This window comes from Pseudomonas svalbardensis (assembly GCF_030053115.1).
Taxonomy (GTDB): Bacteria; Pseudomonadota; Gammaproteobacteria; order Pseudomonadales; family Pseudomonadaceae; genus Aquipseudomonas; species Aquipseudomonas svalbardensis.
In genome coordinates, this window is record NZ_CP125619.1 from 4592963 (window position 1) to 4615854 (window position 22892).

Annotated in this window: 19 protein-coding genes; 11 read left to right on the forward strand and 8 right to left on the reverse strand. The window is 50.6% G+C overall.

The features are described from left to right. The first annotated feature begins 88 nt into the window (after window positions 1–88). The 6 genes from QFX16_RS21200 (at window position 89) to QFX16_RS21225 (ending at window position 8538) form a co-directional block, all read left to right on the forward strand. On the forward strand, window positions 89–967 hold the full coding sequence (locus QFX16_RS21200) for a deoxynucleotide monophosphate kinase family protein (RefSeq protein ID WP_283181213.1): 879 nt from the start codon (window positions 89–91) through the stop codon (window positions 965–967). Next, the gene (locus QFX16_RS21205; RefSeq protein ID WP_283181214.1) at window positions 964–3210 is read left to right on the forward strand and encodes a hypothetical protein; all 2247 of its coding nucleotides are present in this window, start codon (window positions 964–966) and stop codon (window positions 3208–3210) included. Before QFX16_RS21200 ends, QFX16_RS21205 begins: the two co-directional genes overlap by 4 nt. Continuing rightward, the gene (locus tag QFX16_RS21210) at window positions 3203–5374 is read left to right on the forward strand and encodes a tyrosine-type recombinase/integrase (protein ID WP_283181215.1); all 2172 of its coding nucleotides are present in this window, start codon (window positions 3203–3205) and stop codon (window positions 5372–5374) included. Before QFX16_RS21205 ends, QFX16_RS21210 begins: the two co-directional genes overlap by 8 nt. Then, entirely contained in the window at window positions 5367–6434 is a 1068-nt protein-coding gene (locus QFX16_RS21215; RefSeq protein WP_283181216.1) for a hypothetical protein, read from the forward strand. The genes QFX16_RS21210 and QFX16_RS21215 overlap by 8 nt, the downstream gene beginning before the upstream one ends. 25 nt (window positions 6435–6459) lie before the next feature. After that, window positions 6460–7788, forward strand: coding sequence for a site-specific integrase (locus tag QFX16_RS21220; RefSeq protein ID WP_283181217.1), 1329 nt, complete (start codon window positions 6460–6462; stop codon window positions 7786–7788). 297 nt (window positions 7789–8085) lie between these two features. After that, window positions 8086–8538 carry a hypothetical protein gene (locus tag QFX16_RS21225; protein WP_283181218.1) on the forward strand — a complete coding sequence of 151 codons (453 nt, stop codon included), beginning with the start codon at window positions 8086–8088 and terminating at the stop codon, window positions 8536–8538. A gap of 344 nt (window positions 8539–8882) precedes the next feature. On the opposite strand, the gene QFX16_RS21230 is transcribed toward QFX16_RS21225, so the two are convergent. From QFX16_RS21230 to tnpA, 5 genes are all read right to left on the reverse strand, one after another. Continuing rightward, complete coding sequence (locus QFX16_RS21230; RefSeq protein ID WP_283181219.1) at window positions 8883–9710, reverse strand: hypothetical protein; 828 nt, start codon at window positions 9708–9710, stop codon at window positions 8883–8885. Window positions 9711–10597: 887 nt separating this feature from the next. Next, entirely contained in the window at window positions 10598–11692 is a 1095-nt protein-coding gene (locus tag QFX16_RS21235) for a hypothetical protein (protein WP_283181220.1), read from the reverse strand. A gap of 56 nt (window positions 11693–11748) precedes the next feature. Continuing rightward, window positions 11749–13275, reverse strand: a complete 1527-nt coding sequence (gene tnpC / locus QFX16_RS21240) for an IS66 family transposase (protein ID WP_010465918.1) — start codon at window positions 13273–13275, stop codon at window positions 11749–11751. A 62-nt stretch (window positions 13276–13337) separates the two neighbouring features. Continuing rightward, entirely contained in the window at window positions 13338–13673 is a 336-nt protein-coding gene (gene tnpB, locus QFX16_RS21245; protein WP_010465920.1) for an IS66 family insertion sequence element accessory protein TnpB, read from the reverse strand. Next, window positions 13670–13987: an IS66-like element accessory protein TnpA gene (gene tnpA / locus QFX16_RS21250; RefSeq protein WP_010465922.1), complete on the reverse strand. Its 318-nt coding sequence runs from the start codon at window positions 13985–13987 to the stop codon at window positions 13670–13672. The genes tnpB and tnpA overlap by 4 nt, the downstream gene beginning before the upstream one ends. A gap of 306 nt (window positions 13988–14293) precedes the next feature. On the opposite strand from tnpA, the gene QFX16_RS21255 reads away from it, so the two are divergent. Together QFX16_RS21255 and QFX16_RS21260 are read left to right on the forward strand one after the other, a co-directional pair. Then, the gene (locus QFX16_RS21255) at window positions 14294–15673 is read left to right on the forward strand and encodes a DUF6035 family protein (protein WP_283181221.1); all 1380 of its coding nucleotides are present in this window, start codon (window positions 14294–14296) and stop codon (window positions 15671–15673) included. 169 nt (window positions 15674–15842) lie between these two features. Next, window positions 15843–16049, forward strand: coding sequence for a hypothetical protein (locus QFX16_RS21260; RefSeq protein WP_283181222.1), 207 nt, complete (start codon window positions 15843–15845; stop codon window positions 16047–16049). A gap of 75 nt (window positions 16050–16124) precedes the next feature. Here the strand turns inward: QFX16_RS21260 and QFX16_RS21265 are convergent, their stop codons facing one another. The 3 genes from QFX16_RS21265 to QFX16_RS21275 all read right to left on the reverse strand — a co-directional run bounded on the left by QFX16_RS21265 (window position 16125) and on the right by QFX16_RS21275 (window position 20234). Next, on the reverse strand, window positions 16125–17474 hold the full coding sequence (locus QFX16_RS21265) for a phosphoribosyltransferase-like protein (protein WP_283181223.1): 1350 nt from the start codon (window positions 17472–17474) through the stop codon (window positions 16125–16127). Between the two features lie 6 nt (window positions 17475–17480). Then, window positions 17481–18395, reverse strand: coding sequence for a hypothetical protein (locus tag QFX16_RS21270; protein ID WP_283181224.1), 915 nt, complete (start codon window positions 18393–18395; stop codon window positions 17481–17483). Window positions 18396–18995: 600 nt separating this feature from the next. Next, window positions 18996–20234 carry a hypothetical protein gene (locus QFX16_RS21275; RefSeq protein WP_283181225.1) on the reverse strand — a complete coding sequence of 413 codons (1239 nt, stop codon included), beginning with the start codon at window positions 20232–20234 and terminating at the stop codon, window positions 18996–18998. A 245-nt stretch (window positions 20235–20479) separates the two neighbouring features. Between QFX16_RS21275 and QFX16_RS21280 the strand changes: the two genes are divergently transcribed. From QFX16_RS21280 to QFX16_RS21290, 3 genes are all read left to right on the forward strand, one after another. Next, window positions 20480–20950, forward strand: a complete 471-nt coding sequence (locus QFX16_RS21280; RefSeq protein WP_283181226.1) for a hypothetical protein — start codon at window positions 20480–20482, stop codon at window positions 20948–20950. A 159-nt stretch (window positions 20951–21109) separates the two neighbouring features. Beyond that, window positions 21110–21775, forward strand: a complete 666-nt coding sequence (locus QFX16_RS21285) for a histidine phosphatase family protein (RefSeq protein ID WP_283181227.1) — start codon at window positions 21110–21112, stop codon at window positions 21773–21775. Window positions 21776–21850: 75 nt separating this feature from the next. Next, complete coding sequence (locus QFX16_RS21290) at window positions 21851–22519, forward strand: hypothetical protein (RefSeq protein WP_283181228.1); 669 nt, start codon at window positions 21851–21853, stop codon at window positions 22517–22519. The last annotated feature ends 373 nt before the right edge of the window (window positions 22520–22892 follow it).

The window sequence follows — 22892 nt, forward strand, 5'->3', positions numbered from 1 at the left end:
AGCACGTACTATATTCCTTTTTAAAATAAGTAAACTGATGCTCTAAGCCCCGAACTAGAGGGGTTGAGCTCTGAACCGAGGACAAGCAGTGAGAACGATCATCGGCCTGGCAGCTCTAGCTAGATCAGGAAAAGACACCGTAGCGTCAATGCTTCTGACGTACCCGAATGTAGCTGCCTTTGCCCTTGCGGATCCCCTGAAGGTCGGGTGCCAGGCTTTGTTTGGACTGACCAACAAAGAGACTTGGGACGACGACCTCAAAGAAAAGCCGATAGATCTGTGGAGCAAATCCCCAAGGGAGTTCTTTCAAACTGTCGGTACAGAATGGATGCGTCATCATAACCCAGAGCATTGGTTGATGAGAGCTGAGCGGGAGATCAATCGATCTCCTGAGACACCCGACATCCCCTTCCCTGCCAACCTGACCTCACCGGAGGCCCCGTTCGCTCTAGCAGCCCAGGCCTTCTTTGACTTCACCGATGATCAGGTTTGGAATCCAGTCAGCCTAGATGTGTGCGACAGCCAATGGGCCCTCTCACCCCGAGAAGCCATCGAGCTTCTCAAGAGCCATACCTACGCGATGTTCCCGGACTTCGATACCCGCCGTCAGCACAGGCCTGTGGTAGTCCCGCAGTGCCGTATTGAGCTGCCCAAAGAAGCCCATACCATCATCATCAAGGACATCCGGTTCGAGAACGAGGCTGCCTTCCTGCGAAGCCACAACGGCAAGATTTGGCACATCAAACGGCCCGACCTTCAGAAAGTGAATGAGCACTCATCCGAAGCAGGCATTGAGCAAGCGCCTGAAGACGTTTTGATTTTGAACGATGGCAGCCTGGATCACCTGAGCCAATTGATTCAGCAAGCGTGGAACGGCCTACCTGCTCGCTGCACTGACGATCTCGCAACTACCGCTACCCAAGGTGCCCCTGACGCCCCGAAACTCCAGGGCGCCCCTGAAGCATGAACTCAATCGCACAAGATGTACCAACTGAGGCGGAATTCGACTTCCTCGAAGTAGATGAGATCAAAGACATCTTCGCAGTCACTTCGATTATCTCTTCGAATGGCAAGCGAATCGCGTGCCGATACATGGAGAGCGAGCACTTTGACGCTGCATCGAATCTTTGCGAATGCCTTCATTGGCTTTTTGTTTTGTTTTCTAGCGATGCCAACCATACCAATGGATACACACTGCGAAGCAGTATCGAAGAGTTATTAGATTTCGTGGCGCTTCACAATGCTCGAAATCCAGAAGCCCTTCATGTCAAACGATACACAGACATAAACTCTGAAATTTTCAATGGCTACCAAGACTATATCAGTAGCCAAGGCCGCCCTAATGCACTTGCTATAAAGCTTAAAACTGCCATTAAGAAAGTAGCGGATGAAACTGGAAAGCTCCCATTCATCAAGCTTCCTGTGATCTCGGTAGACGTCGCGAAGAAGACAGAGCCTCTGTACAAAGATGGCTTTGAATCGTTAGAACGTGCTTGTTTTACGCAAATTGAAGGTCTATATCGCCAACTGGCCTTCCGTACTGAAGTTGAAAAAGCAGAACCCTACATAGCCGCCGAAGTCATGGAAGAGCTGCGCCCTAAGCCTACAAGGGAGCGACTGCTCAAATGGGAAAAGCACGTGCAGCTCATGAACCGAGATGCTCATCGCGATTCATACCGCTCCCGTTTCAGAAGGTGTCCAGATCCGGAAATCCAAGCGCTGGCGGATGATAAAAACGGCATCAAAAAATTCCGTGAAGTTTACCGGAACGAATATTCCAGCATCACTTACGACGGTATCTATGATCCATTTGAAACCGGCGGAATCTCAGGCTGGGCACTGGACTATGCGCGTGTCGTTAAAACCTTCATCGTTAATGGCTACCCTTTTGATCTAGACCAAGAAATGGTTGTCGAGACCTATGGCCAAGATCAACTCGGCCGCATCGAAGAGGATTGTAACGATATTATTAAAATCCTCCTCTACAGAGTCTCAACAGGAAACATAGATAAATCAAAAGTTCGCACGCTCCACATAGACCGAATTATGGGTCTTTATTTTCCCAGTGTGGAGGACATGGCGGCGCTTTTGATTTTCATGATGTTTCAGTCAGGCTGGAACAAAGAGACTGTCTTGGCAGTGGATCAGGATAATTTCGAACATACACTGACTGGGGTGATCGAAGCGGCGGTTAAGATTGTTTTCTCAGAAAAAAACCGCTCCCAAGCAAACGGCAAACCCTTCGAGAAGCCGAAACGAATCCATCTACCCTCCCGAGACGATGATCCGTTCAGTTTCTACAATCTCGTTTATCTAGCAAAGAGTCTCTCAGAGCCGCTCGCCAAATACCCGCTGGATCAAATGCCTACTATTCTTTCCCGAGAGGATATGAATCCGCTGTTCCTTTGCATTCGGAAAAAAGCGGATTGGCGTCGTGGGGGTCGGTATACGTCAATCGCTTACAAACCGACATTCTCAATTGCCGTCAAAAATCTTTTAAAGATTCATAAAGTCATCGACAACGGGAAGCGCCTGACGAGTGCCTCGGAACTGACGCGCCGACTCAGGCCAACTTGGTTTCTCCACAAGAAGAAACATCATTCGATTGCAATGCTTTCTCATACCATGGGGCATAAGGATCGCGATACGACTGACATTTTTTATGATGACTCTGGTGTTGCTCGCCAACAACGTAAGGCACGCTTACGTACTGAGCTGGATGCAGTAATTCACCTTTTGAGGACTCGCCAGTTTAAGGGCCTACTTAGTAAGCATGCTCAAGCCGAAGCCTCTGGCCAACTCAAGATCTTTCATATCCCAGGACATGATCGACCACTTTGGGCATGCTCTAATCAAGAAAAGCCTGACTGGGTAGGTTCCGACATTATCGCCTCGACAGGCAAGAAATGCTTCGCCATTTCTGAATGTATCTTTTGCAGTCAAATGCGAGTATTTCAAGAGACATTACCTTTTTTGATGGAAAGAGCGGCGCACCTAGAGGAAATCATCAATGAAAGAGGTGATGAAAACGTAGGGTTCGATTCTCGATTCAGTAAAGAATATGAGGCGATCCAATACATTCTCGATAAATGGGGAGACGACGATGACATAACGGCAGCAGCTCGTTATAGGCGCCGTCACGCACCATTGTTGCCCCGCGACCTTAAAATACTTGAAATCATATTTGACAGTGAAAACCACAATGTCTGATACCAACAACAGAAATAATAGCCGTCAAGAATCGACCAATACGCCAGAGCAAGATGTTCACGGAGTCATCGGCATGGAAGAGTTCAACGATATTATTGATAAGGAAGGGGTATCAGACAATAACGAAACATCGGAGGACGAGGCGGACGCAGACTCCGAAGTCAGCGAGGATGAGCTTCTGCTCGCCGACCTAGAAGCTGATGATGATGAATCCAGGCTAGAAGAGGCTGAATCTTTTGAAGAAGAGTTCAGTGATGAGATTGCGTCGCCAACATTATCTCTTGCCAAGAAGTTGAAAGAGACGGGTGGAAATTTTCCCGTTACAGCGGAATCCAACTACCTGGATAACCTTTGGGTGATGACACGCGGGGGCAACGGCGCTCCAAACAATATCCACTTCAATAGGGAGATTGAAGGCTCCAACGAATTGAAGCGTGCGTTGATCTACCATACGATTAAAGAATACTCGCCGTTTAACCACATTCGAAGCTATACGACCGCACGCGTGTACGGTTTCAATTACAGCGTTATGGAAAATTATATTTTTCAGGACAATCATTTAACCGCTCGACCGGATCATATCAGCCTTATTTCCACTCCACTGATACTTAACGCATTGGCTCGAGCCAAGAAAAGTGAATCGAAAGGCCACTTCCTGAACCTATTTCAATTCATACGTCTCTGGATTAATCTTTCCGAACACAAATTAATACCGGAGCACCTACGGCTTGATGTAAGGCTTAGCTCAATCGACACCCCTGAAAATCGTGCAGACGTGTTTCAAACCTATTTCAGAGGAAATGTAAGCTCGTGGGTTTCCTATTCAGAGGAAGATCTTGAAATCCTCATGGAATACACCTTGTTCTGGATTGAAGGTGTTGCACCTGAAATGCAAAAGCTCGCCGATTATCTTAAAGACTCGGGTTTTGCAGGTCTCGCTGATCGCATAGTCAGTCGAGCAGAGCGCATTCCAGAACTTGAGCGCCTCATGACCATTACGGTCAACGATAAAAGCGTAATGTGTCCACCGGTGCGCAAACACATCAAGGACAGCCGCCCATATTTTTCATATTCTTGGGCCAACCCCTACGGCGTTATGCTGGACAACGTTAGGAACTCGGTATTTATCTTGGTCGCATTAGTGACTGGGGCTCGAAAATCTGAGCTTGCCACTTTGAAGTTCTCAGACCTCATTATTGATGCAAACGGCGACTACTGGTTACGTATCACCCGATGGAAAACTGCCAGGAACCCTACCAAAGGTGAGCCAGACGAACTACCCATTCCCAAGTTTATTGGGGACGCCATTCGCACCCTTGAAAGCCTTCGCAACCTCGAATCTTTTGTCAAAGATGGATGGATATTTCAGTCTAACCAATCAAGAAAAGTGCTGAATAATGCGACACCGGCACTTATTGAATTCGTTATTAATCAGCTCCGCAGACAGTTGCCAATCGAACGGCTCCATTGCCACCGTTTTCGCAAAACAATTGCTGAGATCCTTATCAATAGAGATGAAAGAAATATTGATATCATCAGAGCGTTGTTCGGGCATCGCAGTTATTCAATGACACTTCATTACATTGCGCGAAATCCGCTAATGGTGAGAACAGTAGCGATTGCTATTGAGAAAAACTACACGCGAGAATTCCACGAAATAGTTTCTGGTATCAGGTACGGGGGCCATTCGGGCGAGGCTGCCAAACGAATTTACGCGCAAATTGAGAAGCGTCCTGACGAATTCACGGGCAAGCAGTTGAAAGTCTCGCTCATGTCCTACATTTCTCACTTGCTTACCGCCGGCGAACCAATATTTATTCGTCGCACAGCTGTCGGAACATATTGCATGTCTGCCGAACACTTTACAGCAGACAACATCCCACCTTGCTTGAAAGGTCGCACAGTTGACTTGGATAACATCCTTCCAGATCCGTCCAACTGTCAAATTGATTGTAAAAAAATAATTATTCTGGCAACGGCTAAACAGGCGCTGTCTGACAACATCACTTTCTACTCTACTGTACTGGAAAATGCGGGCGGCAAATTACAAATCACCGCAGAACGTGAACTCAGACGCCGTATTTCAGCGACACAATCGCATTTGAACAATCTCATCACCACGGGTCATTCGGAAAACAATTTCATTGAGGTTGCCAATGTCTGATTTACATTCATACCGTGATCCGCAGGCTGACGCCTCACACACGGCTGCTACTTCATCTAAGCAAGAACAGTCCAATGCCTCAAACTCTGATCGTCGTCAGCGGCTGATAGATTTGATAGTCGAGCATCACCTACTCGCGACCGGCAAGAAGATTAAGCTGAAGGAGTTAGCGGACAAAGCCGGCATTAGCCGCCAGGCGCTCGATCGTTATTACGGCGATCTCAAACCGTACATTGCCGGGGATAAAGATATCTCCGACTTGGTAGAGGGTATTGAAACAAAAAATCAGATTAATACCCAGGTAGCGCTCACCCAAATAGAAACAAAATACAAAGCGCAAATTCAGAGAATTATCGAAGATCATGACAAGTCTTTGAAACATGCCCTGGACAGTCATATCACTACACTGATGAACAACGACCTTGTGGTGCTTCAAAGCCATACCGTGAGGACATCTCTTGAACGTCAAACACTACACAATGAAGAGCTGCGCAAGAAAATTGATAACTTGGAGCTAAAGCTTGCCCTAGCTGCGGATGGTCATTTATCGAGTAGATCAGATAATGCCAGCAACAATTCCAACAAGCTTGCCTTCAATGTCGATATCGAGAATCTATACACACGTGTGGGCGTGGAGTTTGATATAAATAAATTTGAGGATGCAAAGGACAATGAAATCTTCAAAATCAGGGAAAAGCTCATTAAATTCTCAGATGTCCCGAACGTACATGTCGTGATTTTTTCAGATCGTTATTTATCGCGCTTTAGCACATTCGTGGACAACTATATAGGTAACCCGACTGAGACGGCGCTTATCGTTAGACTGCCTCTTTTCAGCCGCAGCGAAATTCTTAACTTCACAAAATATCTGCCAGCCGGTTTTTGCAGGAGCATTTACATTCCCTATTGCGCATCTGACAGTGACAAAAAAGCTCAGCGGGAATTCATGTTTCAGAAATTACCAGCGCAGGAAGCCAAAGGGGCAGACAATGCTGATTCTGTGAGCATTACCTGGGGATTCGATGAAGTTGTTGTCTTTAAAATACGCCAAGGCGACTGAGTCAAAATAACGGACATCATTATACATGATCAATATCAGTCGAAAACTTGTCACTTATAACACGATCGAGCTACCAATCAATGTGACGCACTACATATTGATTGCGGAGTATGAAGACAAAAAGATCTTACTTTCTCACCCAAACTTGTTTCTTTATAGTCGAACAAGGTCATCCGAACATACGTCCAAACGGTATGCCAGCATCATCTCTATGTTCTATCGCTTTCTATCCACGCAAGAAAAAATGCAGGGCCATGATATTTCGTCTTATCATTTACTTGCAGATAATAGAGACATTCGGAGATGGCAGATACAGCGGCAGTTAGATCGACTAGAAAAACAATCCGCACGCCCTTGCTCCGAGACTATTTATGAGGATGCCAAGCTCCTACTGGGTTTCTTTCATTGGCTCAATCAGGAAAACTTCCTGACCAACGTTAGCGTCAAGCTGAAATCATGGAAGGCCAATTTTAGGAGCAGACGCGTACTGAGTTACATCCAGACGATGTCTAAGACCAAGATTGATTCTGAAAACATCCGTGTCTTGGACAAAAGAAATAGGCAAACGAAGTTTGACTTTCTTATCACAAAGCCCGAGATAGAGGCTTTACTAAGGGCTTACGTCGATCCGGTGTATCAGTGCTTGTTCAATTTTGCACTGGGGACAGGTATGCGCCCCATGGATATCTACCGATTCCCCTATTTGGGCGATCGTGACAATAAACACATCATGCCATTCTCCGAAATGGGTAGCGGCTCTAACGTCACCACTGAATATACTGTTTACGACAGCAAAGGACACAAAGACCGCACCATCATCATCCATATGGAGGATCTCAGGGCTATTGAAGAGAATTATATTAAACCGTATTACATGGAACGAAGAAAATTATATAAGCAACACTTTGGACATGACTGCCCACCCGGCATTCTTTTTCTAAATAAGAATGGCATCCCCGTCACCCCAATAAAAATTGCTAAGCGCACTAATAGCGCCAAGGTAAAAGCAATGGCGTCGATGCCAAGCTTTAGAAGTCACATTGATTTTTATCAAACTCGACATTGGTGGCCCACTCAATATCTAATTGTTACCTTTGGTGAGAGCCTCCTCACGGAATCGACAGATGTCATTATACTCGCTGTAGCCCAAGTCATCACCAATCAACTGGGTCACAATGACATTGAGATCACCTACAAGCACTACATCGACATGGCAAGGGTAATGATGGCGACGCACAAAGGACTTGCACTTGATCTGATAAACAATCCGAAACATACGGTACAGAACTTTACTGCACTACTAAACAGGCCTGTAAGCGTTTCGAGTGACGAAGGTGAGGATGACGAAAACTAATGTCGTCCAGCGGCTGAAGATTAGCCAAAGGGACTCATGCGAAGCAGCGCTGCTAATCGATAGCTCAACTGCAGTAAGCCTGATAAACCAGAGCGCAGCCCCAAGGACGGTTGAGCGCTTGCGGAACCCCAACGAGTTTCAGCTGAGCACGGATCATCAAGAGTAACCCATGCGGCCTACCTGACGCTCCTGACGCTCCTGACGCTCCTGACGCTGAATTTCGGAGCACTGACTTGGCAAGACAAGGGTAGGCAGAACTGCCAGTATCTCATCACCTATCAAAGCCTTGGAGGCTCTATGAGAAAACTGCGGTATCGCCCTCACCCACTGTTAGCCTACGCGACCCAACCAGTTTTTCTGGCGTTGGTCGTCAGCATTCCCTTTCTAATAATGGGAGTGCTATGGCGCGATGGCTTGCTCAGCGCAACCACTGTGGCAGCCGCCTTCGATGGGACGGCTTTACTCTGCCTGGTTATGCCGGTGACATCAGCTTGGAGAGCTGCTGCAATGGAGCGAGAGTACCGTGGTTACCAACAAGTAATCGACGATGAGCTCTCTGCCCCCAATTTAGATGACAAGTGCCGCCAACAGCTTCTGGTCGAACGTTCAAAGCTGGACGACCAATTTCACTTCGTCCACGACCGGCAGGGGACGCTTCAAAAGGTGAAATTTATAGGAGCAGGGATGCGTTTAGCTTCCAGATATCTGCGTAAAGTCAATAAGTACATCAATCCTTTCCGGCTGTTCTAAAAGCTAGCCGACATCGACAAAATCTGGCGGTGAACCAAGCTCGCTTTGTTGGCCCGCCGGCTTACCTTTTGTTCGTCACATGGGATTCCGGCCAAAGAGGATTTTTTCTGAATGCTGACCTTGGAGGTGGTAAAGGTATAGCGGCAAACAACCTTATCCGGGCAACCACCAAGACTACGCAAGATAAGGTTCGACAGGAAATAGCGAACCTAATGCTTTTAATCAGCCCCATCATCTTGCAGGTAGTTGTGAGAGCGGCTGATGCTACCCTCGCATCCTTACGACAGGGCTGCGCACATGTGCAGCCCACATGACACTAGATCCAATGATGTCTTAGCCCTACATCAGAGCTTGGGCATCGAACGGGACAGACTCCCTGTCACCACACTCGATATACCTAATAGATTCCTAAACGCTTGTATCATACGTCGCTCTACGTAGTCGGGGACATGATCATCACCTTCCCTCCGGTTAGCCAAATAGTTGTGGCTCATATCTAAAACTTTGAACTGCTCCAGGTAGTCAGGCTTTAATCCCCTCTTACCTACCGGGACGTTATATTCCGTTCGTATGATCACTTTATGGTTTGTTTGAAGATTCCAGAAATCTTCGAACGATGTTGCCCGAGACTCAAACCAAAATCGTACCCAGTTTTTCCGTAGAGGCTCAGTACCTTTGCCAAGCACGGGCTTGAAGTCGCTAGTCAACATAAACACTATGATCACCTCATGCTCCTGAAGTGAGCGATAGCGCCATACATTTGACTTATCAGCCACTTTAATCATACTGATGAAGTCACCGATATCAGCATAGCCTACGTATTGTGCAAATCGTCTCCAATGCAGTTTCCAGTTAGCGAAAAAACTCTCTCGCAGTTGCCGCGTTCTTAATGGATCCTCATCAACTGGGCAGAGCACTTCATACTTATGTTTACCCGCTGCCTTGATTGGACAGAACACTGAAGGTTTAGTGGCTGACGCTGGATAATGACTGAATGTCATCCTATCAGCCTCAACCTTCTCGCCTCGGATCAGTAGCGCCTCGTGGCAAGCTGGACAGGTTGCTTCCGGGCGCAGAAGCTTAATCTGCCCCTGATAAGGCGGCCCGAATTCAAATCTATATTGGGCTATAGTGATCGGCTTAAGAGTGACGGGATGTCGAGCTACTTTCACGGTGGAGTCCATGGCACAAAAGAAATCAGTGTCATGGGTTCTCAATTTAAAATCAAGGAGCATCTCGCACTTTCATATTGCCTTTTCGAAAAGTAAGTAGTTTTATTTAAAACACCTTACCGCTGCGCTTTACTCGCCTCCATCCCAGCATCACGATAGTATTTACACAGGGCGGCAGCACTCACAATAGCACCGAGAGTGGAGCATATAGGCATTACCCCTACAAAATTATTAGGTACCTGTTTAGAGGATGGGCGCTCATACACCCGAAAAAACTCATCCCCACAATCGGGAACAACGCCGATTTCCAAATACCACCCACACTGTTTCCTCAGCACACTGTTCATAAATTTCAAATCAGATTTTTTCATACCTCACCCACATATTGGTCGGCGACTAGCGATCTCTAATCGCACAAGATAATATAAAGACACTTAGTATTTAAATATAATGCTGGAGCGAGAGAGAAAGAAAGAAAGAGTTTAAATATCCACCAGTCAATCTCCTTCACATACCTAAATCGTGCTCAAGCTTAAAGCCTTTAAGGACGGGCGGCAGCTTATCGACCGGTAACTTCTGTAGGAGGCCATCTGCAAGATGTCGGCTATAGCAAGAAAGAAGCGCGACATATTCGGGTAGGCTATCAGGCGCTGGACTCTCAATACCGGCCTCGCTTCGCGCGCGTCTCAGCACCTGGAGAACCTCCTCCCCTACCCACTCGCGACGAAGGTACTCCATTGAGCTGCGTGGAGGCTTGGGCCCAAAACCTTGGAGTAGATCCACTACTGCCTGATGAAGGCCGGAGGCTCCAAGATGTGCTAACGCAACCTTCCAGAGCATTCCCTCCTGGGACAGGTTAAGCCGCCAGCGGGTTAACGTTGCCCCGGTCATGGTTGCTCTTTTGCATCCTGACTCTCCTCAGCCGCCGCACCAGCTGCGACCATAGCCTCTATACCTTGCCGCACTTGGTCTTCACATTTATGGCAGGCGAAATACTTAATTCTCTCCATGCTGCCAGTCACAAATTCCTCGCAGCGCTCACAGGCAACTGCCTGCCATCCTCGATCGAAGCACGAAACGCAGCTCCACAACCCGTCGATGTAGAAAACAGAAGGTCGGGGACACTCGCACTCATGGCAAGAAGCGATATGCTCGGCGCCCTCCTCCCACCATTGATCCCCTTCGTGGATGTGAGCAGTGCACAGGTCGATTAGAGCATCTGTATCGAAGGCGAAGTGGCACGTAGGACATTCGGTGAATTTTGCATCAAAGAACTCAATGTCTTCGTTGCATCCAGGGCAGGGTAATTTGATATCAGCTTTTACCACCGCCGTGTCACTGACGCCGCAGACCAAGCAGCTGTAATCCGTTCCCCAAGGATGCACTTTATTCACCACAGCTGACTTCAGCTCGCAGTGCTCGCATGCAATGATCGTTTTACCTCTTTTCAGCTCTATCTCAATTTTCGGCTTTAGAATCGTGAACCGGGAACTAAGGAAATCGCGCTGCCTCATCATGCGGTGATTAAGCTTCTGGAGCTCAATTTTGTAAGGCTCGAAAACTTCCTTCCACGTATCTGTGAGCATGGCGTACAGGTAGTGCCATGAGGCCCACTGCTCAACGATAACGCCCGCTTGAGTTGCTGCTAGGTCGTCATGCCCTGAATGGGCGAAATGGACGATCTGGTTGCGGTGCTCGCCTAGCGCCTTGAAGTTATCGGAGGCGGCGAGGTCAATTTTCTCTCCAAGAATCGAATTGATCCGCTTCAGGGCATCATCGAGATAAACAGAAAGAAAGTCCCCGACGTATAGATTTTGCAGCTCTGCAGTCTCTGGCTTGGACAGCATAAGCGTCCAGTGTTCCGCCATCAGGCGAGCTTTGAGAAAGAGCTCAATGGCCGTATACAAGTCGACGATAGAGTTCTTGGGTCTCTCCTTAACGTGATCAAGTGACGTCTCAACGAACCCCAGCGCATTCTTCACCAAAGCATCGAACAGCTGTTCCTTTGTAAGCGTCCGCCGAAGTCACCTTGCATGACTCAGGCAGATACCCACTGATGCGGCAGCAGTTGGTCGATCTCACTCGCCCGCTGCGTCGGCAGCCGCGTCAGCACATCTTTGAGATAGGCATACGGATCGTGCCCATTCATACGTGCCGACTGGATCAAACTCATAATCGCCGCTGCCCGTTTGCCGCTGCGAAGCGATCCAGCAAACAACCAGTTCGAGCGTCCAAGTGCCCACGGCCTGATCTGGTTTTCGACTGGATTGTTGTCTATGGGCACCGCCCCATCGACCAGGTAGCGCGTCAGCGCTACCCAGCGTTTAAGGCTGTAATCCAAGGCTTTGGCCGTTGCTGATCCATTGGGCACAAGATCGCGCTGGGCCAACATCCAGTCGTGCAGTGCTTTGGCCAGCGGCGCCGCTTTTTCTTGCCGTATTCGACAGCGATCTCCATCACTCATGTCTCGCACTTGCCGCTCAACTTCGTACAAACCGCCAATCGAGTGCAGCGCCTGTTCTGCCAACTGACTTTTATTCGCGACATGCAGATCGAAAAACTTGCGGCGGGCGTGAGCCATGCAGCCGATTTCGATCATGCCTTTCTCAAACCCAGCTTTGTAACCAGCAAAGTCGTCGCACACCAGCTTGCCATTCCACGCGCCGAGGAAGTTACGCGCATGCTCACCGGCGCGGCTCGGGCTGAAGTCATAAACCACTGCCTTAAGCGCCGAAAACGGCGTGGTGCAGTAAGCCCAGACATAAGCGCGGTGAGTTTTCTTCTCTCCGGGCGCAAGCATCTGCACCGGCGTCTCATCGGCGTGGACAACTTGCTGCGCCAGGACGGCTTCTCGCAAGGCATCAACTAATGGCTGAAGCTGTACACCTGTTTGTCCAACCCATTGAGCTAGTGTGGAGCGCGGGATCGCTAAACCAGCGCGCCCGAAGATTTTCTCCTGCCGATACAGCGGCAAGTGGTCAGCGAACTTCGCCACCAACACATGCGCGATCAGGCCCGCAGTTGGGATGCCCTTGTCGATCACTTGGGCCGGTACCGGTGCCTGGATCAGTGTTTCGCACTGACGGCAGGCCCACTTCCCACGCACATGCTGTTCAACAGTGAACACGCCCGGCGTGTAATCGAGCTTCTCGCTGATGTCCTCGCCGATGCGCTGGAGTTGGCAGCCGCAAGTGCACTGAGTGCTTTCTGGTTCGTGATGAATGACGGTGCGTGGAAACTGCGGCGGCAGTGGCGCGCGCTTTGGTTTTTGGCGCGCCTCTTCTGGAGCAGGAGCCGGAAGCAGTGCCGTCAGCTCGGCGTCGATAGCCTCAAGGTCGGTGTTGAGCAGATCGTCGAGCAAGCTGCCTTGTTCAGGACTGATCTGCTCGCTGCGTTTGGCAAACCGGTGCCGCTTGAGGATCGCGATCTCGTGGGTCAGCTGTTCGATGATGGTTTGATCGCGGTGGATCTTTCTGCCCATGGTGTCGACCTTCGACATCAACTGCGCAGCGAGGGCGCGCAGTTGGTCGGGGGTCATTTGGTCGAGGTTGGGCAAGGAAGTCATGCCGTGGATTTTACCAAAGCAGACCGCCTACGGCAGTAGGCCAAGAAGCAAAATTAAAACTTTTAAAGCAGTGTAATTACGCCGCCAACGCCAACACGTTGCCAAGGTAGACCGAGCACCAACGCCCGAAGTTGCTCGGCATCCAGCTCCATCTCGCAACCTTGGCGAATGCCTGGCCAGTGGAATTTGCCTTGGTTCAACCGCCGTGCCGCCAGCCAAACACCAATTCCGTCATGAACCAGGACTTTCATTCGGTTAGCCCTGCGATTGGCAAACAGATAAGCACAGTGCGGCTTCGCCGCACCGAATACTGCGATCACTCTGGCCAGCGCAGTCTCGGTACCCGCGCGCATATCCATGGGCTCGGTGGCGAGCCAGATGGCGTCTATGCGGATCACTTGGCAAGCTCTCGAATAAATCGAGCGCACCCATCAGGATCGGAAACTGGCCACTTCACTGCGATGGCTTGTTCGCCAACGGGTATCTCGATGATCGCCGATGCCTCCGACGGCCGCTTAGGCGGAGCCTTCAACGGGACAAACGCAGGCAACGCGGCAACTGAGGTATGCCGGTAAAGCGGCAGCCATTTACGAATGACGTTGGCGTTGATGCCGTGAGCGATGGCAACGCTTGAAACGGTGGCCCCGGGCTGAAGGCATTCCTGAACGACCTGGGCTTTGAACGGTTTGGGATAAGAGCTTCGTTGGCGCATGGAAATCCTGGCGATTAAGGGTGATCGCGTCCGCTTAAAAATACGCGGACACCATCGCCCTTAATGCTGGAGTTTTGAAGGTGACATGGCCGGACGCTTACGTTCCTTTGTCCGTTTTTCCTGCTTGAGCCATTTCCTTCCCATGAATCCTACCTAAGTTAATGCACGGCAGTTTGATAGCCGATTTGCTGGCTGAGATTTTGACTCAACGGGCGTGATGGCGCCATAGTGGCTCAGCAACCTATCATTAGGAACGCTGCCCTTCACCCTACAAACCTGGGTGCAAGACCAATCAGGGAGTGATCGATGTTCACCTATGACGTAGCCCAGCCTACGGATCAAATGCTGCTAAACGAAATCCTAAACCTCGATGACGGGGAGCCATTGGACGTCGACACGTTCCTAAGGCGAGATTTGGTCGTCGTAATACAGGATAGAAACGAACTCGCTGGCCGCTATGCTCGCGACCCGAGTCAGCCATGGCTGGTATGCAGGATCTGCGGCGGTGCGGTAATGCTAGTGCTTACGCAACAGAGACGGTTCCACTTCCGTCATCATCCGGATGAAGAAGGCACCAGGGGCTGTCCAATTTCGACAAAGGGGGCATTCAGCACCGATCAGATCAATCGGATGAAGTACAACGCTGCGAAAGAAAGCGCGGCTCACCTTCGACTCAAGGGCATTATTCGAGACAGCTTGTATGCCGATGCGGCCTGCTCGGAACCGGAAGTTGAAAAGGTATGGCGTGGGATGCCTATCGCTGACCGGGCAACATGGCGCAAGCCGGATGTTCAAGTTTACCGGGAGCAGCAGCGATTTGCGTTTGAAGTCCAGCTATCCACTACCTTTCTCACGGAGATCGTAGGCAGAAGAGAGTTCTACCGCGTCAACGGTGGTGCCATCGTGTGGGTGTTCGAGGGCTTCAATCCCCAAGAGAGCCGTACCGCCGAACAGGATATTTTCTACCTCAATAACCTGAACGTCTTCGTTGTGAATGAACGAACGTTGGAGCGCTCCCGAGAAGCCAAGCGTATGGCGCTGACCTGCTGGTACGCGGTTCCACACCTCAAAGGTCGGATTATCTTCAACGAATGGCATGAAGAAGAGGTGTTTCTTGATCAGCTAACTGTCGATACGGAACAGCAACTGGTCTATTTCTACGACTATGCGACTCATCGAAAAGAGCTGGAAGAAACTATCGCTCCTGCCCGACTTCGCCAAGAATTCCACGACTTTTGGCTAGAGCACGGTACCAGCGAGGAACCCGAGGCAGACTTGGCCTGGAGCGAGCTGCGGGAACGTATGACTCTCGCAATGCCGCAGATTTCGCTGCCTCGCTCATTCCATGAGGGCCGATTTCATGGCGCAGTATCCATTGTTCTCAGCGCAAGATATGGTCGCCCCATTGGCTACCGTCTGCCCCGCCTGATCAACGTGACGAACACCGCATTCGACTACTACAAAGCCTACCTGTTGCCTTTCGGCTGGACACTGGAAGCTTTCCAGCAAGCGGAGACGTTGACTTCCCAGGACACAAAAAAGACTTGGGAAAAACGCCGTAAAATTATTCGAGACGCTCTGCGAAACAAAGATCCTGCATACCGCCAAGACCTCAAATACAATCGGCTATTCGCGTTCCTGGTACCAGAAATCAAGGAAAATCTAGCGGATGAGAGACATTGGTGAGAAGCCTCCTTAGCGCTTAAAATGAGGCTGCGTGAGATTTCACTCCAGTGAATCAACCGAGATCCTGAGGTATTCATGGGCAGCGACCTTCATCTGCAAGATCAGCAGGATGAATTTGACGAATGGCAGCGGCAGCAAAAAGCTTTGGAGGCTGCAGTGCCGGTAGTGGATGACGCAGCCGTGCCTCAGCCGTCCAGACCGTAAAAACATCTACGACGCTCAAGAAGATGCGAGAGAGAATGAGATCATCCGAGGCGTGGACGGCGAGATTGAGCATCTCTTGGAGGAAGCACAAACGCCGGAGCTTCCTAAAGATGCCAAAAAACTGAATCAGGTTAAAGCGATCGCGAAGGAGCTTATCGACGAGTTCGATTGACCAAAGGGATGCGGGGCGAGCATGGCAGCTACATGCAACTTGCCGGGCCGGCAACGATATCCAAGCGAAACCTGCTCAGGCATTTTCAAAAAGCGGTACCCACTCCACGGTATGACCCGCCCATTCAACCGTGCCCTTGCACCACAGCAGGGGCAAAGTTGCTTTGGGCACCGAATGACCGAATGCATGGGTAAGCCCCAAACCATTCATACCGAAGCAGCACTTCAGCCGTTTTTCGTCCTCCCACGCCCCCCAACCCTTAGACTGCCTCTCCGCCAGATAATTGTCGAACAACTGCTGTCCCACCACTCTGCAGAAGTCGATGGCCACAGCTTTATCGGCATGCGCGTCAAAATGGTTGAAGAAATGCGGCGTGATGTCGTCCGAAGCCGGCCCATGGCCTCGCAATTCAGAGACGTCGTATGTGGAGTCATTAATGCTCTGAAGCAATCGTTCCGACGTCAAGCTCAGGGTTTCAGCTCCGTAGATACTGACGTTGGGCAGGTTATTGTCACGAAGGTAACGGTTGACCATTGAGACGCCGTAGTCGGTGGCGACCCCATAAACCAGTGTAAGAGTCACATCCTCCAGTAGTGCCGGATCAGTCAGCGCTTTGGTTTTTTCTCGACCCTCTCGCCTTCCAAGCAGACTCTCGAAAACACCTACAGCTTCAGTCCCTGTCCAAAGGCCATCTTCGACCATTACGATATTCCCACTGGGGTACTTTTCGATGGCATCAGTCAGGGAGTCGAGGATGTCCATGTCGGGAAGGCGTTTGGTCAGCAGGTTGGCGATGACCTCACCACTCTTGATCGTACCTCTGCCATCTTTGTTGTAAACGACAGCGTTGGATTGGGGTATGGGTGATTCGAGGAAACGATCTACCAGGTCTTGGGGAGCGATCAGTGCAGTGTTCGCCAGGATCGCATCAGCCACCCAAGAAAACTTCCCCAACCGGCCAAATTGGCCTTTCCAAACAGCAAGCGAATTCACATCAACACGCGAGTGACTCCAGGCACTGAGCAGCTCTGAGGCAGCGGTATGGATCGAAAGCTCGCACAAGCCCAGCATATTTGCCAACTCCGGCTTAGCCGTAGAATCGGCACGTAGAGGTTTGGCGAGAACGCTGCCACTGAAAAACTGCAGCGGGATGTCTTGGAGCTGCAGTAATTTCTTCAGCCCTAGAACTCTCGCAAGCTCGACGGTTGAGCAGACCGTGTACCCTTGAGAGGCACCGTCAGGTCTTTTCTCCTGCAACGCAGCCAACACGTCGTAATGGAACTGCCCCTTGTCAATTTCTAAGCCCAGATCGGCATAGATGATGCGGACGAATTTGTTGACGACAGCCGGGTGCCCATATTTCTGAAGTATCTCTTGAATTCTCTGGGTATGCCTGGTCTCAGCCAGAATCAGCAACGGCCGCATGTAGTATCAATCCATTGGCTTATTGAGCAGCTCAAGCCAAACACCGGCAGGTACCCGTATTGCTTTCAGGTCTGCAAGCGACATGTGATCCACTGCTTGACGGAGCAAGGCCCGTAGATCCTTGAGCTCCTTCGCATCGCCATCCTCGGAAAACGAATTAACGCCCAACTCAGCGACCTGAACGAACACGTGGGGCTCCTCGACTGGTTTCTTCTTCATAGCCGGGCGTATGCCATCCGCCACCACTGTTGCTTGGCTAGGTTCCATCCCGGCAAGCTCTAGCTCTTCACGAAGCCGCCCCACAACCAACTCGGTACGCTTGATTTCCCAAGACTTGAGGTAGTTGATCGACTTGGTTCGCTTGGCACGCAGGCATTCGATCCATTTGGCGTAGAGCCACGAATCGTTCGCAAGCTCCAGAAGCTGTGCCCGAAAACCGTCATCATTTTGTTCCTGGGCGTATGCCTGAGCCAAGGCCCTGTACTCTTCCGCATCCATTCTCTTGAGCAGCTTTACGTCCGAAGCGAACGACTGGTCAGATGGAGTGACAATGACCCTGTGGGCAGCATCCACACCGAGGATGCACCGTACATTAGGGTTGGAGAAATAACGCCAAAGCTCCGCGCCGCTGACTGCTGCCTGCTCGATCACCTCTTGGAGAGGCTCCACTGCCTTTAGCTTTATTCGGAACAGGAAATCAGACTGACGTGGTTCGATGAACTCGACAGCATCACTCAGATCACTATCGACGATACTTCGAATGCCACCTAAGGACTTGATGGTTTTGGGTGCTATGGTTCTCGCGACGAATTGTCCGAGCTGAGAACCGAGAATCTCAGTCCCGCTATGGCGAAGGCTGGCATTGAGAGATTGGTAAAGTTTATGAATTTGTGCTGAGGTGAGACGACGATGGCTATCCACATTTCTTCCTGACGAGTCTCATCTCAAGCAAAAATATGCTTGAGATGAGTCAAAAATTGAATTTCGTCGGATTATCTATGCGTGACGAAGCCGATTTCTTCGCCAAGGAAGGTCAGATATCCTCCATGCGCCCTACTGACAAAAATATCAGCTCTGTGTCCAACAGATGAAAGAGCAATGCCCCGTTTCAGTCACCCTCGGTCGAGGCGCTTTGCATCCCATGATGCACCGAGAGAAGGGTAAGTCGCAGCAAACTAGGCCCATGCTCCGAATGACGTAATGGTGTAATGGTGTATCGCGTCACGCTGTCTGCGCCGAATGTTCGTACCTAGCTAATAGCATGAACACTCGTTGGATATCCATATCTTGCATGGGCAGCAGCAGGATTGTCAAACCTGTATGACGAAGGTTCTGCAAGAAAACGTGCTGGTTACCGATCCTCGGTCTTCTCCCCTTACGCGCGCCGGCTTTTGCCTACTTTGGCTACGACTTCGCAGGTATGAATGTTCCCGGTCTGAAGGCCACGTCGCCGCAGGCGCCAGAGGATTGCGGACGGCCCCGAACAGTCACGCCCTCTGCTGACTTTGACTTCCGACAGAATCACGCGAGTTTCGCGTCTTTTGCGCTACTGATACCTTCGAGCACAGGTCGCATTACCTCGGCGGTGTAACGCGGTAGAGGTATCTTAAAGCTACCATCGGGGTCGTCCAGGATCAGGCTGTAAATGACCTCAGAAATCTGACAGATTTTAGATCCCTTCAATCGGTCATATTCGTACTCCTTTTCCTCCTCAGCTATCCGCACGATGGCAGACGGGATCCAGTTACCGGCGTGGGTGGCCCCATTAAAAACCCCTTTCTCAAGCGATTTATCCGCTTGTTTAACAGCCTTCCAAATAATGCTAAATATGTTGCTGACAGAGCTAGAGGCAAGCAATGGCCTCAAGACCTCACGGGTAGCGCGCTCCGCTTTGAATACGACGGCAGCGTTTTCGACTCGGTAGCGCAGATACTCTACAAGATCCTCTTCAGCAAGCTCATAAATGAGCTCTGTCAAAACAGACTCAAGCTCTGCCTTGTTTCGCTCCAGGTCGTAAACAATCAGCATTTGGAGAGACTGCACATCAAGTGCCACGTCATCGGAATCAGCAGCGCTTACGTTGGGAGTCCACCATAAAAAATCATGCCTGTCGTATCTGCGGTAAAAATCCAGCGCGTCGGATGACGTATCTGCTGATACAAGAATGATATGCCTACCGAAAAGCTCACTTATGCATTGATTCTGATACTCGGGCGTTGGTGCTAACCGGCGATGCCATCGCTGAAGCTGGGCGAAAGAGAAACAGGTCACATCAGCAGGGCCGGCCATTGTCAGGGCGGCGAGCAGAAGTATCTTTTCACGAAGCGTTAGCTGGTCATAAGCAGTTCTATGCCGCATGCCCTCGCCATTGATCTGACTGAGGTACTCGTCCTTACAACCACTGCACCCACAGATGTCCTCACTAAACGTCGGGAAGATGTGATCACACCCGGTGCAAACTGGCCGATTTGCGGGCTTGTTTCGGGCTGCTCGTCTCTGCGTCCCGTGAGCGCTGCAATGCGGACAAGCGAGATCGGTACGCTCCAGGAGAGGTAGGAGCTTCAGTAGAGAATTAGTGTTGGTATTGATCGCGAACTCGTTCATCAAGTCGCTTGTTTTCTCGCCTCCCAGATACCGTTGGTAGATATTTTCCACCTGCTCTGCAGAGAGGTGGCCAAGTGGGTCAGCAATTTCCTCGACCACTTGCACGGTTTTTTCAACGGTACCAGGGACGACCTCGTCCAATTCTGTAGATGACATACGTTTTCCAAAAATCCTTTTATAGAGAGCTACTCAGAACGAATCGCGGGACTGCCGAGACATTGATTCCAGGTCGCATGGCGTTTGTTCAATTGCGCCGTCCTCTAGCAAGATAAGCGTCAGCAGCTCGAACCTGACCCGATTGACAGTGCGCGTACTTACCAGAGGATTGGAGTTTCGCTGAAGCTTTTTTGAAATGCCATCGACGCTGCTAATATCCCTACCTTCTCCAGATTCGGCCTTACATGAACATCTCAAACTGCCCATCGAACCACGGCATGCCCGGTCGCCCACGACCTCGCCCAAATCGTCCGCTACCCTTCGACCAGTTCGACAATTTTTGTGATGAGCCCCCCATAGGAATGGAGCTGGAGGACGTAGAGTTGATCTGGTGGATCGCTGCCTCACGGTCGAGCAAGAAAGAGCTACGCGCAAAATTACAGAACGTGATCCGAGGTTACTCTCGCCCCTTTGACTGCATTTCCTATGTGCCGATTTCCGACAGCACAGGGCGAGGTCGATACCCTCGCGCAGTGACACTACTGCTCAAGCAGATTCTCAAGCCTCACGGGGCAATTGGCACCACCGACGACGCTCTTTATATCCAGGTTTTGATTTGGCATGCGATGACTGAAGCAGCGTTTCGATGGTTGCCTGCCAGGGCTTTGCCGATGCGCCTTCGCACCATGAAACTTGAAAACGAATTAGGCATGTAACTGAATGCAGACTGCTGGGGAAAAATTGATGGGCGCCCCTTTTTGTAAACGCAAAGAAAACGCGTGATGCCGGTAATCTGCAAGACTACGAGCTGCTGTCACGGCCAGCCCAATTCAACATTGGCAGACTACACATGCGTTTTTTAAGGTAGGAAGTAAATGCCAAAGCAGGTCAGGTTGATCAGGCACGCCGAGAGCGCCGCGAATGTCGGTTTGGCCACGACTGCCCCCGACTCCATACCTTTGACTGAAAAGGGCAAGCGCCAAGCCCAGGAACTTGCTCAGTCGATTAGCTCAGTGCCAGATCTGATCGTCTCTTCGCCGTTTGTGCGCGCCGAGGCTACGGCATTACCGACCGCGCAGCGCTACCCCGATGCGCCATTCGAGCTGTGGGCGGTCGAAGAATTTACTTATTTGAACCCAGACCGATTTTCCGGCAGCACCCAGGCCGACCGAAAGCCACATGCGGAAAGCTACTGGGAGAGCGGTGACGCGACGATGATTGATGGGCCTGGCGCTGAGTCGTTCGATCATCTACTCGGGCGGGCAGATGCGATGCTGGCCAAGCTTGCGGATCACTATGCCCGGGACATCCTAGTTTTCAGCCATGGGCAACTCATCAGAGCTGCTGCTTGGCGGATCAAACATGGAGACCACACTAGCTCGCAAGATTTGATGCGTGAGTTTCGGGTCGTCGATGTTCGGGAACCGATGAGAAATTGCTGGAGTTATAAGCTCGTGTTTGACGGCTGCAGATGGACAGTCGAATGCCAACTCGACGCATCTGGCCAAGGGAGATTTATAGACGGGTTCTGTACGACATAGCGCTCTCGCCCATGGCTACCCGTTATCGCGTTTGAACTAGCAGCCGAGTATTCGGCAGTACATGATGGAATGCCTTTGGCGGCAAACCACTCCCACGAAATTGTCCTGCGCCCAGCAAAAAAATATCAGGACATTTCCCCCCGCTTCACTGAAGATGCTCCTCATGGATCAAGGCAGGGTGAAAGAAAAATGGGATTATTCATGCAGTTCTGGGCCTGGCTCTTCAAAGACAAAAGATCCGTTTGGGAGCAAACGCAAGACCGCCAGGCCATCGAAGCATTCAATAAGCTCAAGAATTACTCAGTCAGTGATCGTGGTGGATTGTCCATGAATCCGGAAGAGCTTCGCGAGCGCGTTATGACCGGTCGCGAAGAGCTGAAGCACCTTGTAAATCCACCGTCGCCGAACCGTACAACGCACGCACGCCAATTCACGACCGCTCCTCTGACCGCCCACCAAGGTGGCTCGACACTAAGCGCTTCGGGGATGCATGATTTTGTCGAAGTCGTGACCTGGCGCCGCCTGAACTCCGGCGCTTCCGCGCGCTACGTATGTCTCGAATCTTTGACAACAAAGCAATATGCCGTCGCCACTGCTGACCTCTTTTCGGAGCCTCTGGATAGCTTCTTCGAAGGGCTCGCTGCAAAGGTCAACCACCGAGTCGCTAGCTCCATTACGTCTGGCGAATTTGAGTGGTTCGATTCAGTCAGTGAGGCCATGGATGCTTACGATGCAAACTTGTGACATCCATTAGGCAGCAATGCTTAACGGTCGCCAATGAGACCGAGAAAACGGTAACGTGTAGCGTTGAGGAAGCAGGGCCAAAGGATGATTTCATTGGCTCCTTCAAAGGAAAGTCGCAGGTGGGTCAAGCGCTATGCAGGGTGAAGTAGGTTTTTGTGAATGGCAACCGTGGTCAAAGCGCAGTGAGCTCCCTGGGAAGAATTTTCCAGGTGTCTATTTCATCGCTCGAAGCAGGCGCAAGCCGGACAACCATCGTATAAACAATGATTTCATTATCTATGTCGGTGAGACTACCGGCCAGACTCTCGCAGACCGACTCCGGCAGTTCAATACGTCCGCATTTAGCGAGCGACCAGGCCACTCAGGCGGCAAC

Bases quoted from the DNA above. Each gene is read 5' to 3' on its own strand.
- QFX16_RS21205 (WP_283181214.1), top strand. From the start codon at position 964: ATGAACTCAATCGCACAAGATGTACCAACTGAGGCGGAATTCGACTTC.
- QFX16_RS21210 (WP_283181215.1), top strand. From the start codon at position 3,203: ATGTCTGATACCAACAACAGAAATAATAGCCGTCAAGAATCGACCAAT.
- QFX16_RS21215 (WP_283181216.1), top strand. From the start codon at position 5,367: ATGTCTGATTTACATTCATACCGTGATCCGCAGGCTGACGCCTCACAC.
- QFX16_RS21220 (WP_283181217.1), top strand. From the start codon at position 6,460: ATGATCAATATCAGTCGAAAACTTGTCACTTATAACACGATCGAGCTA.
- QFX16_RS21225 (WP_283181218.1), top strand. From the start codon at position 8,086: ATGAGAAAACTGCGGTATCGCCCTCACCCACTGTTAGCCTACGCGACC.
- tnpC (WP_010465918.1), bottom strand. From the start codon at position 13,275: ATGACTTCCTTGCCCAACCTCGACCAAATGACCCCCGACCAACTGCGC.
- tnpA (WP_010465922.1), bottom strand. From the start codon at position 13,987: ATGCGCCAACGAAGCTCTTATCCCAAACCGTTCAAAGCCCAGGTCGTT.
- QFX16_RS21255 (WP_283181221.1), top strand. From the start codon at position 14,294: ATGTTCACCTATGACGTAGCCCAGCCTACGGATCAAATGCTGCTAAAC.
- QFX16_RS21260 (WP_283181222.1), top strand. From the start codon at position 15,843: ATGACGCAGCCGTGCCTCAGCCGTCCAGACCGTAAAAACATCTACGAC.
- QFX16_RS21265 (WP_283181223.1), bottom strand. From the start codon at position 17,474: ATGCGGCCGTTGCTGATTCTGGCTGAGACCAGGCATACCCAGAGAATT.
- QFX16_RS21275 (WP_283181225.1), bottom strand. From the start codon at position 20,234: ATGTCATCTACAGAATTGGACGAGGTCGTCCCTGGTACCGTTGAAAAA.
- QFX16_RS21280 (WP_283181226.1), top strand. From the start codon at position 20,480: ATGAACATCTCAAACTGCCCATCGAACCACGGCATGCCCGGTCGCCCA.
- QFX16_RS21285 (WP_283181227.1), top strand. From the start codon at position 21,110: ATGCCAAAGCAGGTCAGGTTGATCAGGCACGCCGAGAGCGCCGCGAAT.